This window comes from Thioclava dalianensis, from assembly GCF_000715505.1.
GTDB lineage: Bacteria > Pseudomonadota > Alphaproteobacteria > Rhodobacterales > Rhodobacteraceae > Thioclava > Thioclava dalianensis.
This window is the reverse complement of record NZ_JHEH01000022.1, coordinates 1-12,224: the sequence shown is the minus strand read 5'-3', so window position 1 is coordinate 12,224 and position 12,224 is coordinate 1. Positions and strand designations below refer to the sequence as shown.

The following is a 12,224-nucleotide window of genomic DNA, read 5'->3' as shown; positions in this document are numbered from 1 at the left end:
CCGCTCCATTTTCGGAGCCGTGACTCACGCGACGCAACAGAAATCAATGGGTCCTGAGCTGACCCTACCGCCGGTTCATCGCGTCGCGCAGCGCGGCGCCCAACGCGCCGTTGCCGCTGTCTTTCGCGGTCGCCTTGTCTTGCCCTTTGCCGGGGCCTTTGCCACGGGGGGCTTGCGGATTGGGCTTGCCTCGGTCGTGACCTTGCAGCGTGGGGCCTTTCCCTTGCGCATTCGTGCCACCCTCGGATTGCTTGCGCATCGACAGGCCGATCCGTTTGCGCGGGATGTCGACCTCGGTCACGCGCACGCGCACGACATCGCCCGCTTTCACCACCTCGTGCGGATCCTTCACGAAGCGATCGGCGAGCTGGCTGACATGCACCAGCCCGTCCTGATGCACTCCGATATCCACGAACGCGCCGAAAGCCGCGACATTGGTCACGGTTCCCTCAAGGCTCATCCCCGGCTTGAGGTCCTTGATATCCTCGACCCCGTCGGTGAATTGCGCGGTCTTAAAGGTGGGGCGCGGGTCGCGACCGGGCTTTTCCAGCTCGGCAAAGATATCGCGGATCGTTGGCAGGCCGAAATCGCCGGTCACGAACTGCTCCGCGCTCAGGCCTTTCAGCGCGGTCGGCTGGCCCATGATCTCGCGGATATCGCGGCCGCAGCTTTGCACGATCTTGCGGGCGACCGCATAGGCTTCGGGGTGGACAGAGGAGGCATCGAGCGGCTCGTCGCCGTCACGGATGCGCAAAAAGCCCGCGCATTGCTCGAAGGCTTTGGGGCCAAGCCCGCCCACCTTCATCAGAGCGCGCCGCGAGGGGAAGGCCCCATGCGCGTCCCGATGCGCGACGATGGCCTGCGCCAGCGCGGGACCGAGCCCCGCCACCTGCGCCAGAAGCGGCGCAGAGGCCATGTTCAGATCGACCCCCACGGCGTTCACCGCATCCTCGACGACTGCCTCAAGCGCCTGCGACAGGCGGCGCTGATCAACGTCATGCTGATACTGCCCGACGCCGATGCTTTGGGGTTCGATCTTCACCAACTCCGCCAGCGGATCCTGCAGTCGCCGCGCGATCGAGACCGCGCCGCGCAAGCTGACATCGAGATCGGGGAATTCGCGCGCAGCCAGTTCCGAGGCCGAATAGACCGAAGCACCGGCTTCCGAGACGACCACATGCGTCGGCGCTTTCACCCCCGGCGGCAGCAGTTTGAGCGTATCGACGACCAGCCGTTCGGTCTCGCGGCTGGCGGTGCCATTGCCGATGGCGATCAGCTCGACCCCGTGGCGCTTGACCATCTCGATGATCTTGGCCTCGGCCCCGCGCAGGTCCATCTTCGGCTTGAACGGATAGAGCGTCGCGGTCTCCAAGAGCTTGCCGGTCGCATCGACCACCGCAGCCTTCACCCCGGTGCGGATGCCGGGATCAAGACCCAGCGTCGCGCGCGGCCCGGCGGGGGCTGCCAGCAGCAAGTCATGCAGGTTGCGCGCGAAGACCTTGATCGCCTCCTCATGGGCGCGCTGGCGCAGCTCGCCCAGCAGGTCGATGTAAAGCGAGACCGAGAATTTCACGCGCCACGCCCAGCGTGCCACATCGCGCAGCCACAGATCGCCGGGACGCCCGGCTTGGGTGTCGAGGGTCGCTGAGATTTTGCTGATCGCGCGGTCTTCGCCGGTCTCCGGGTCGGGCGCGATCTCCATCGTGACGATCTCTTCCTTCGCCGCGCGCAAAATGGCGAGCGCACGGTGACCGGGAATGTCGGCCCATTTCTCGCGGTGGTCGAAGTAATCCGAGAACTTCGCGCCCGCCTCTTCTTTGCCGGGAACGACGCGCGCGGTGATGATGGCCTCGGCGCGCATGAAGTCGCGCAGGGCACCGAGCAGATCGGCATTTTCCGACAGCTCCTCGGTCAGGATGTCACGCGCGCCCTGCAGGGCGTCCTTCGCCGTGGGCACGGCCTCGGTGATGTAGCCCGCCGCCAGGACCTCGGGCACGGCGCTCCGGTCGTCCTGAATCGCGCGGCAGAGCGGCTCGAGCCCGTTTTCGCGCGCGATCATCGCCTTGGTGCGGCGCTTGGGCTTGAAGGGCAGGTAGATATCTTCAAGCGCGGCTTTGCTTTCGGCCCGTCCGATCGCGCGGGCCAGATCGTCGGTCAGCTTGCCCTGTTCGCGGATCGAGTTGAGGATCGTCTCGCGCCGCGCCTCCATCTCGCGCAGATAGCCCAGCCGATCCGAGAGCAGCCGCAGCTGCGTGTCATCAAGCCCGCCGGTGACCTCTTTGCGATAGCGCGCAACGAAGGGCACAGTCGCGCCCCCATCAAGAAGGCCGATCGCCGCGGTCACCTGCGCCGGGCGCGCCGCGATATCCGTGGCGATGGTCTGCGCGATGCGGGCTTGGACGGGGGCGGAATCACTCTGGGCCAAGGCTCTCTCCTGATGCAGTCGGGCCGCCAGCAATACCCGCCTCCGCGGGTGGGGAAAAGGGGCAAGACCGAGGGCAGGCGGGATTGCACGGCGCTCAGAAACTCGGATCGGTACGAGACGGGGGTTTTCTGGGAAAGGAGCCGCCGAAGCCCCCGTGCGTCAGGTCGAGCGGACGGGCGCCAAACCGGGAGCCACTGCGCGGTGTTGGAATGCCGCGCAACTCCGCGGCACCGAACAAGACGGCGGTTGCTCATGCCAAGATCGGCTGCTGCGGAGACGTGACGAGGTGGCGGCGGTGCAGGTCCCGTCCAGACCGCCCCAAGGATTTCGGATCATGCGGTGAACTGCTTTCGACCCGTTGAAATGAAGCGTCCGGCGCCCGACCCAGGCAAGCGGTAGCGGACCGGCCTCGTTTGTCAGGAGCAAGTTGCCCGACACTTGTTCGGCGTCGAGATTTCGATGCCGGGCGCAAAACACACATAAAGAGAGGATTCCTCGGCTTGCGGATGGCTGTCTTCGCCCGAAATGAGCTGGTGACCGATGCCCTTCTGCAAAGCTCCGAGCGATGTAATGCCGACGATGTCGTCCCATCCGATCTTGGTCAAGATGATCGTGAAATTGTCGGTCGGATCGCTCGGCCCGACGGGGCGGAGGACATAGGAACACTCTGCCGAGATAAACTCCCCGGCCGCGAGTCTCTGATCATCGAACGTGATCGGGTCGATGAGGTGCCGAGATGTTCTCTCCTCAGACCGGGTGTCGTGGTTCTCGATCTGGGCGCGGACGAGACGGGCGCGGCGCCTCATGGCTGCTCTGGGTCGGTCTCAACCGCTGCATGCCCCGGACCGCTGAGCGGCGCGCAAAATGGGGCCTAGGCACAGAGGCTGTGATCGAACCGCGTCAAAGGGCTTTGGATGAGCGGGGGCAGATCACCCCAAGAATTCCGGTAGTTGAATGGAGACGGATTTGAGGGATAATCGCGAAAAGCCAGCAGGGAACCTTCATGTCCAGCCTATTGAACCGCCTTGTTCCGACAGGTGCCTTACGTGACCTCAGTGCCGAAGACACGCCCCGCGTGACCACGATGGAGCTGTTTTTCGATCTCGTCTATGTCTTCACCATCATACAGCTCTCGCACTACCTTCTGGAGCATGCAAGCTGGTTGGGCGCGCTGGAATATGTGACGCTTTTCGCCGCCGTCTGGTGGGCTTGGAACTACACCGCATGGGCTGCGAATTGGGTTAACCCCGACCATCCCAGCGGGCGCGGGTTGATGATCGTGCTGATGGGCTGTGCGCTGCTGATGGCGGTGGCAGCGCCCAAGGCGTTCAGCGAACGCGCCGAGTTATTCGCTTTCGCCTATGTCGCCATGGCGCTGATCCGGGCCGGGTATATGGCCTTCGTGTTTCGCGGTCAGGTCATGGGGCGCAACTACGCGCAGCTCGGGGCTTGGAGCGCGATTTCGGGGGTGTTCTGGATCCTCGGAGCCTTCGTTGCGCCGGTCCGGCTGGAGTTATGGATCTTGGCGGTGCTGATCGACTATGCAGCCCCCTATGCAGGCTTCTGGCTGCCCGGGAAGGGCGCGACCCCGATGTCGAGCTGGACGCTGAAGGGGTTGCACCTCTTCGAGCGCAACCAGCTGATCTTCATCATCGCGCTTGGGGAATCCATTCTTCTCTTGGGGGGATATCTGGTCCGTCACGAGATCCATTTCGACACGGGGCTGGCCGCCTTGATCGGGTTCTTGCTGATCGTGACGCTCTGGTGGATCTATTTCGTTGACCTCTCCGAGCCGGGCGAACACCGGTTCGCACATTCGGCGGATCACACCAGCCTTGCCCGCGCGGGTCTGGCTTATGCGCACGGCGTCGCGGTCTGCGGGGCCATCGTGACCGCGGTTGCCATCGAGATGATCGTGGCGCATCCCCATGATGCGATCCATGTCGAGACCGCACTCATCGCCGCATCCGGGCCCTCCCTGTTTCTTCTGGGCTGCACGATCTTTCATCACGTGACCTCAGCGCAGTTGCGCGGGCTGTACCTGCTGGCGGTGGCGGCGCTGGCGGGCTGGGGGTGGGGCGCGCTGAGCCTGCATCTGACCGGGTTGTGGCTGGGTGCGGGCGTCTTGCTGATCATGCTGGCCATGGCCGCGCTCGGGCACCGGAAGGCTGCCTGAGATGCTCTCCATCCCCACGGCCCGCTACAAGGTTGTCGCCAATGCAGGCTTTCTGGCTGCGCTCCTGCTTCACAATCTGACCTATCCGCTCTCTGCGGCAGGGGGCATCTGGCCCGGTCTATTCTATGGTTTCTATGCTGCGATCTTCGTGGTGGCGACTTGGGCGCTGACAGATCACCGCCTCTTGCGCGGCATTGTGGGCGGGGCAGGGCTTGCCGTGTTCATCGCGGGCCTGCTGAATTCTTATGCGCATTCGAACGGGGCGGCGCTGAGCGTTTATGCGACCTCCATCGCCTATCATCTCGGCATGGTCGTCGTGTTGGCGCGCTACACATTCGGAACCAAGACGGTGATGACGGATGTGCTTCTCTCGGCGACCTCACTCTATCTCGTCATCGGGTCGGGCTTTGCGGCCGTGCTGGCCTTCATCGAATGGTGCGCGCCGGGCTCCTTCGTGGCCAGTTCCGGTGCCGCGATCGACTGGCAGCAGATGATCTATTTCAGCTACGTTACGCTCACCACATTGGGCTATGGCGATATCACTCCGGTCGGATTCTACGCCCAGTCCTTCGTCACTTTCGAGGCCATTGGCGGGACGCTTTATACGGTGATCTTGTTGTCGCGGCTCGTCGGGCTGCATGCCAGCCGGGGATAGCGGCGCTTGGGGCGTACTCAGGTCTGAGAGCCAGCCAGCCGAGATGGCGTCTCCGATGAGAGTGGGATCAGCCCTTGGGATCCGAACCGGTTTAATGGTGATCCCGAAAGCTGCCTTCCGGTGCGTCCGCATATCGTGCCGAGGAAAGGCGGCTCGGCCAGGTCCCTTTTGGTCCTTGGATCGGCGCTGTAAGTCTGGACCGTGTGCGCCATCCTTGGGAGCATGCCAATCGGGGAGGCGTCGTTGAGCTCTGCAAATTCCAATCTGCCCGGACCCTACACGCGCGGCATCGTCTTGATGTGTTTGGGGGTGGCCTGCCTGAGTGCCAATGACGCGATCGCAAAGACGCTGACCGCCGGCTACTCGCCGCTCCAGATCCTCTTTCTGCGCAACGTGATCGCGCTGCCTGCTACCATCGCCATCGCATTGATCATGGAGGGGCGTTCCGCATTGCGCTCGCATCGCCCGCTTGCGCATTTGCTGCGCGGCGCGCTTTGGGTCGCGGCTGCGATGATGTTTTTCACCAGCTTTATCTACCTCTCTTTGGCCGAGGCGACCGCGCTCATTTTTGTCGCGCCCTTTTTCATAACCCTGATTTCAGCCCTTTTCTTGGGCGAAGAGGTCGGTTGGCGTCGCTGGCTCGCGGTGTTGATAGGCTTTCTCGGGGTTCTTGTGATCATCCGCCCGGGCGGTGCAACCTTCCAACTGATTTCACTGCTGCCCGTGGCAACTGCGCTCGTCTACGCTTTGCTGATGCTCAGCGCACGATGGGTCGACAGCCGCGAGAGCGTTTGGACCTTGCTTGTCTACATCACGGGCGCAGGGGCGCTGGTGAGTGCGTTTATCGTACCATTCGTCTGGATCCCGGTCCGGCCTCAGGATTTCTGGCTCTTCGCTGGGATTGCCATATTCGGCACAGCCGGGATGACGATGATAACGCAGGCCTTTCGTCGAGCCCCGGCGGTCGTGGTGGCGCCGCTGGACTACACGGGCCTCCTCTGGGCCACGCTTTTCGGCTGGCTTATCTGGCGTGAGAGCCCCGACACGCTGACGATCATCGGCGCCGCGGTCATCGCTGCAAGCGGCATGTTCACGATCTTTCGCGAGCAAAGGCACGCCGGAGAAGCCTAGCGGGAATGTTCCTCTTTGGCTTGGTGCGACGTTGCGCGTGATTGGCCGAAAGAGCGCAGAGCGCGGCGACGGTCGGCTTGAGCCCATTTTCCCTTATGCGTTGACGATCACGAATGTCGGGAACAGCTGCCCATCTTGCTAAGTTCCGGCGAATTTTCTATCCGTGTTTGATGGAAATGGAGATTTCATGCCCCGATAATGTGGGGAGGCAGAACGTCCTCCCGGTGCAAAACTGAACAGCCTCCAACATCCGCGCTGCGCGGGTGAAAGATGTTTTTAAACCAATCAGACACGTTATTATTGCCTAGGCGTCTGCCCATGGCCGGAACATGAAAGTTCAAGACAATGATACGGGACTATTCCCAATTTTTGCCGCCTTTTGGCGAGGGCAAAACGGTAATGCGCGCGCGGTCCAAGCTGGAAACACTCGGATGGCAGCCGTTCTTTGCCCAGCAAACCAGTACTGATGATCTGATGGCAACTCCGCCTGTGCGCGTGGCCGAAGTCCACCGCAACGGGTTGCACGTCTTTGGGGATGGCGTCGACCAGCTCATTCCGCCCGGGCCTGATGCGACAGTGGGCGACTGGCTGCTGCTCGATCAGGAGCATCCGGCAGAAAGCACAGTGCTTCATCGCAAGAGCCTGTTCAAACGGCGTGCGCCGGGAACGGATCGCAGGCTGCAGATGATTGCCGCAAATGTGGATACGGTCTTCATCGTCACGTCCTGCAATCAAGACTTCAACGTGGCGCGGTTGGAACGCTATGTGGCGATGGCGTTTGAAGCGGATGTCACGCCCGTGATCCTGTTGACCAAAGCCGATCTCTGCGAGGATATCGATCCTTACGTGCAAGCGGCCTCGGCAATTTCCCGGCGGGTGTTCGCCTTGGCGGTCAATGCACTTGGGCAAGAGCCGACAGCGAAGCTGAAAGATTGGTGCAAGCTGGGTCAGACAATCGCTTTTCTGGGATCATCCGGCGTTGGAAAATCCACTTTGGTCAATGCCCTGATGGGCGGTCAGGCCGTGGAGACCGGCGCGATCCGGGACGATGACGCAAAGGGTCGGCACACCACCACCCGGCGGCAGCTTCACTTCTTGCCGAATGGCTGTGCCGTTCTGGACACGCCAGGCATGCGCGAGCTTCAGCTGACGGATGCGCAAGACGGCATCGCAGATGTGTTTGATGACATTGCCGCTCTGATCGGCCAATGCCGGTTTCGCGACTGTTCTCATGACACGGAGCCCGGCTGTGCGATCAAGAACGCCGTGGAAAGAGGCGAGATCGCACCGGATCGTCTGGCTCGGTGGACCAAGCTGGTGGCGGAAGAGCGGTTCAATTCGGCCTCGCTGTCGGAACGGAAATCCGACGGCAAAGCCCTGCGGAAAGCGATCCGAGCGATCCAGAAGAACAATCGAAAGTAGGACAATGATCGGAGAATACACAGCAACCGACACCGAGGCGTTGAGCGATATCTGAGAAAAGGCCAACGCACTGGCACATTCCGTCCCCGCCTAGGGTTTCGTGGCGTTCGTCAAGGATGCGATGCGCAGCATGTTCTTGCCAAATGCAGCGACATGGATGCGTGAAAGGAACGCCCCCATCGGGTTCATTGCCATGACCTGCCGTCGACCCTCAGGCTGGCGCCGGTGGTCGCAGATGCCTGCGGTGCGCAGGCCTAGACGATCATATGCGCGACCTCTCCGGCAACGGCTGCAAGCTAGGCGCCGCGCTCGGCCGTGTCGAGCTGAACCGCGGTGCCGCGCGCACCGAGCGTCCGGGCGAGATCGGCGACCTCATCGGGGTTTCGACCATGCAAGATGATGTCGGCCCCCGCCTCGGCGAGGCCTTTGGCTGCGGCCAGACCGATCCCTTTGGTTGAACCGGTGGCGAGTGCGGTCTTGCCGCTGAGATCGATTTTCATGGGGGCGGTCCTTTCAAGAGAGTCGGTGCCACGGCCTCTGCCATGGCCCGGTTGCCCTCGGCGCCCGGGTGAAGGTGATCGCCGCTGTCATAGGTCCGGTTCAGGCGCGCGTCGTCATCCTCAGCGCCCAGCACCCGGTCGAAATCCACGAGCCCGTCATGGAAATCTGCACCGCGCAGCCAGTCGTTCACCTCCCGGCGCAGCGCGTCTTTCTTGGGGCTCCAGTAGCTCGCCGCCATCGGCGTGTCCGGCAGTGCGCCCTCGAACGGTGGGATGGTGCCAAGGATCAGCCGCATGCCCTGCGCATGAACGCGGGCCGCGACCTGCAGGAACCCGGCCTGAAGGCGGTCGAGCTGCATCGGCGGCGCTTCGGGCGCGAACGGCGTGCCCGGCCATGCGATGTCATTGGTGCCGATCAGCAGCACCAGCGTATCCGCCCCCGGCATGGCGAGCGCATCTTGCCCGAGCCGCGCCAGCACGCTGCGCCCCATGCCGTCGCTCAGCAGGCGGCCACCGGAGATCCCTGCATTCACCACCGCGATCTCCTGCCCGGACAGGGCGCGGGCCAGATAATCGGGCCAGCGCGCCATGGCATCCATCGGGGCGCCATTGCCGTCGGTGATTGAATCGCCCATGGCGATGACCACCTGCCGTGCCGGTCGATCCGATAGTACCGCGCTGAGGGTCAGCCGCGCCGGGATTTCGGCCAGCACCTTCGGGGCCAACAGATCCGCATCGATCAGATAACTGGTCTCGCGGGCATCCCAGTGGAAGTCCTCGGCCCGGGCGGTCGGCCCAAATCTCAGCGTGGCGGCGATCCGGTCCCCGGCCTCGACCGGATAGGGCACCGGGTCGGAGACAAGCTCTGCCCCCGGCGCAATGAGGGCGCTGGGCCTGCCGCCGAACAGGACGGGTTGCGGGGCCTCGACCCTTGCCGCGCCGCCGCTGCGGGCCAAGGTCACCGCATCAATTGGCAGGGGCCGGGTGCCGTGGATGTTGGACAGCACCAGCCGCAGCCGATCCGCCGCGTAGCCAAGCGTCAGCGGCTGGCGGATCGTCGCGCCGGCGATGCTGCCCGGCAGCCCTGTCTCGAAGACGGACGCGTGGCCAAGCGTCAGCGGCTGGCGGATCGTCGCGCCGGCGATGCTGCCCGGCAGCCCTGTCTCGAAGACGGAGGTGTCACTCCAGACGGCTTGCGGGCTGGCCATCCAGACCGGGGTCCAGCTTTCGGTAAGCGCGGGCGCGGCGAGGCTCATGCTCAGAAGGGTGGCGGTCGCTTGCGTCAGCGTGCGCATGTCAATTCCTTTCCGGGAGGAAGGCCAAAGCCAGAGCGGTCAAGGGCAGCAGGGCGGCGAGCGGGGGCAGCGCGGAGAGGCCAAAGCCCGCCGTGATCGCCAGGCCGCCGAGCCAAGCGCCGATGGCATTGCCCAGATTGAAAGCGGAGATGTTCAAGGTGGACCCAAGCGTGTCGGTGCCAGCGGGGGTGCGGGCCATCATCTGGGACTGAAGCGGGGCGAGCGTCGAAAAGGCCAGCATGCCAAGCAGAAGCATCGCCGGGGCTGTCAGAACAGGCAGGTCCAGCGCCAGACGCAATACCAGAAGCCCTGCGGCGAGAGCCGCCAGCACCAAGGGCACCGAAGTCCCGGGCCAGCGATCCGCCAGCCGTCCGCCCGCGACATTGCCCCCGACGATTCCCAGCCCGAACAGCAGCAGGTAGAGCGCAACATGCGCCTCGGGCACGCCTGCGACCTCGGTCAGCAGCGGGGTGATATAGGTGAACACCATGAAGACCCCGGCATAGCCCAAGGCCGTCATCGCAAGCGCGCGCCGCGGTGCGGGCCGCAGGAAGAGCGCCAACTGTCGCATCTTCAGGGGCGTGCCAGCCTCGGTCTGCGGCACGTATAGGGCGATGGCGGCAAGGGCCAGAGCGCCGATGCCTGCGACGGCCCAGAACGTGGCGCGCCAGCCGAAGATCTGCCCCAGCCATGTGCCGAAGGGCAGGCCCAGAACGGTGGCCAAGGTCAGCCCGGTAAAGACCGTGGCGATGGCCGAGGCCTTGCGATGCGGCGGCACGATGGCCTGTGCCACGACCGACCCGGTCCCGAAGAACGTCCCGTGGGCAAAGCCGGTGATCACCCGCGCCGCCAAGACCAGCGCGAACCCCGGCGCGAGGGCGCAAAGCAGGTTCCCTGCGGTGAAGATCGCCATCACCAGCATCAGCACCGCCCGATGGGGCAGGCGGCTCGCGATAATCGCCAGAACCGGCCCCCCGAAGGTCACGCCAAGTGCGTAGCCCGTGATCAACAGCCCCGCAGAGGGCAGGCCGACGCCGAGGTCATGCGCCACCTGCGGCAGCAACCCCATGATGATGAATTCCGTAAGCCCGATGCCGAAAGCCCCGACCCCGAGTGCGATGAGCGGGGGCAAGCGCGCGGGATCTGCCGCAGGGCTTGCCTGTGTTGAAAGTGCCACCTGACTGTCTCCTTGTGATGCGTGTCTCGGCTCACGGAAAGAGTGGCAGGTCATCTCTTGTGAATAAATTGGCGGATGAGTAACAATACTTGTGCCTTCAATTCATAGGTTGCACCAGTGCGAGACACCAATCGCCTGCAGGAAATGGACGTCTTTCTGGCCGTTGTTGACGAGGGCAGCTTTTCCGCTGCAGCCCTCACGCGTCGGATGACGCCCTCCGCCGTGTCCAAGATGATGACCCGGCTTGAACAGCGGCTGGGCGTCACGCTGATGCGGCGCACAACGCGCCGCATCTCCATCACCGACGAGGGGCAGGCCTTTGCGCGCTCGGCCCGCGGCATTCTGGATGCGCTGGATCAGGCGGAACGCGAAGTGGGTTGCGGTCCCGTGGCCGGTACGGTCCGCATTGCGACCAGTTCCGCCTATGCCAACCACATCCTTGCGCCGATCCTGCCCGCTCTGCTCAGTGCGCATCCGGATCTCGAGATCGAGTTGCTGATCGGGGATGGTCTGATCGATATGGGCGGGCAGCCGGTCGACCTCGGGATCAGAGCCGGTCCGCTGCCGGATTCGACGATGCGGGCCCGGTCCCTCGGTGTCAGCGAGATTGTCGCCGTGCGCGCGCCTCAAGGCCCGGTCGGGCCCCTTGGCTTTGCCTATGCGCGCCGCGATCCGATCTGGCGCGAGGCCGGTGCGCGGCTGCGCGCCACCGACGGCAATACCCTTGCGGCCCTTGCGCGGCATGGCAACGGGACGGCCCGCGTGGGCCGGTTCCTTGTGCGGGACGAGCTTGCGACGGGCCGTTTGCAGGTCGTGCCGGACGCGCCCGTCGCCCGCGAAGAATTCCATGTCGTCTACCTTGGCAAAGCGGCAGCACTGCCCGCCCGCGTCTCGAGCGTTGTCGAGTACTTGGTTCGTGAAGGGCGCGTTGACGGCTAACCCATCGGCGACCTTTGCTGTCTGCGGCGGGGCTGACCAGCGCGCGTGCCCTGCGGCGCTCTCATTCCGCGCTCTTTCAGATAAATTTGCATCGACATGGCGAGTGAGCAGCGCACCCGGCTCAAGATCCGCAAAGACTTGATCGAACGTTTCGACACGACCGTCAGTGGAATGTCGGAAAGCGATGCGCATTGCTGTGAAACTCTGGCGTTCCGTCCGGGATCACTGTCGTGACGCAAGCCGCACGTTTGTCTCCATCCTACCGGAACGCAGGCCCGTGCGCCCAGACGGTCAGCGAATGACGCACGCCGCTGCGGACCGGGGTGACCTGATGCAGCGTGAAGCTGGGAAACACGGTCACACAGCCCTGCGCCCGGCTGGCCTCGAGCACCTGCGCACCGGGCATCACCTCCAGCGTGCCACCTTCATAGGCATCCGGGGGCGAGAGTTGTAGCACCAGCGTCAGCTTGCGTTTGGCCGAAATCGGCCCGCCGCCAATATCCG

11 protein-coding genes are annotated in these 12,224 nt (G+C 64.0%); 5 read left to right on the top strand and 6 right to left on the bottom strand.

Going from position 1 to position 12,224, the window contains the following annotated elements; translation table 11 throughout:
- Positions 1–64: 64 nt before the first annotated feature.
- Together DL1_RS14890 and DL1_RS14885 are read right to left on the bottom strand one after the other, a co-directional pair.
- Entirely contained in the window at positions 65–2,425 is a 2,361-nt protein-coding gene (locus tag DL1_RS14890; protein WP_038067882.1) for a Tex family protein, read from the bottom strand.
- A gap of 416 nt (positions 2,426–2,841) precedes the next feature.
- Positions 2,842–3,231, bottom strand: coding sequence for a hypothetical protein (locus DL1_RS14885; protein WP_038067880.1), 390 nt, complete (start codon positions 3,229–3,231; stop codon positions 2,842–2,844).
- 197 nt (positions 3,232–3,428) lie between these two features.
- Here DL1_RS14885 and DL1_RS14880 point away from each other — a divergent pair, with 197 nt between their 5' ends.
- The 4 genes from DL1_RS14880 (at position 3,429) to rsgA (ending at position 7,809) form a co-directional block, all read left to right on the top strand.
- Positions 3,429–4,601 (top strand): low temperature requirement protein A, encoded by a 1,173-nt coding sequence (locus tag DL1_RS14880; protein WP_038067878.1) that lies wholly within the window; start codon positions 3,429–3,431, stop codon positions 4,599–4,601.
- Position 4,602: 1 nt separating this feature from the next.
- Positions 4,603–5,256 (top strand): potassium channel family protein, encoded by a 654-nt coding sequence (locus tag DL1_RS14875; protein WP_038067877.1) that lies wholly within the window; start codon positions 4,603–4,605, stop codon positions 5,254–5,256.
- Positions 5,257–5,499: 243 nt separating this feature from the next.
- On the top strand, positions 5,500–6,387 hold the full coding sequence (locus tag DL1_RS14870) for a DMT family transporter (protein ID WP_038067876.1): 888 nt from the start codon (positions 5,500–5,502) through the stop codon (positions 6,385–6,387).
- Between the two features lie 474 nt (positions 6,388–6,861).
- Complete coding sequence (gene rsgA / locus DL1_RS14865; RefSeq protein ID WP_342726682.1) at positions 6,862–7,809, top strand: ribosome small subunit-dependent GTPase A; 948 nt, start codon at positions 6,862–6,864, stop codon at positions 7,807–7,809.
- Between the two features lie 296 nt (positions 7,810–8,105).
- On the opposite strand, the gene DL1_RS22250 is transcribed toward rsgA, so the two are convergent.
- The 3 genes from DL1_RS22250 to DL1_RS14850 are packed head-to-tail and all read right to left on the bottom strand — an operon-like array spanning position 8,106 to position 10,781.
- Entirely contained in the window at positions 8,106–8,309 is a 204-nt protein-coding gene (locus DL1_RS22250) for an SDR family NAD(P)-dependent oxidoreductase (RefSeq protein ID WP_038067873.1), read from the bottom strand.
- Entirely contained in the window at positions 8,306–9,604 is a 1,299-nt protein-coding gene (locus DL1_RS14855; protein ID WP_038067871.1) for an SGNH/GDSL hydrolase family protein, read from the bottom strand. The genes DL1_RS22250 and DL1_RS14855 overlap by 4 nt, the downstream gene beginning before the upstream one ends.
- Before the next feature lies 1 nt (position 9,605).
- Positions 9,606–10,781 (bottom strand): MFS transporter, encoded by a 1,176-nt coding sequence (locus DL1_RS14850; protein ID WP_245739595.1) that lies wholly within the window; start codon positions 10,779–10,781, stop codon positions 9,606–9,608.
- 117 nt (positions 10,782–10,898) lie between these two features.
- Between DL1_RS14850 and DL1_RS14845 the strand changes: the two genes are divergently transcribed.
- On the top strand, positions 10,899–11,720 hold the full coding sequence (locus DL1_RS14845; RefSeq protein WP_162178762.1) for a LysR family transcriptional regulator: 822 nt from the start codon (positions 10,899–10,901) through the stop codon (positions 11,718–11,720).
- Positions 11,721–11,979: 259 nt separating this feature from the next.
- Here DL1_RS14845 and DL1_RS14840 read toward each other — a convergent pair.
- Positions 11,980–12,224, bottom strand: a 245-nt coding sequence (locus DL1_RS14840) for a 2OG-Fe(II) oxygenase (RefSeq protein WP_038067867.1), incomplete at its 5' end; no start/stop codon positions are given.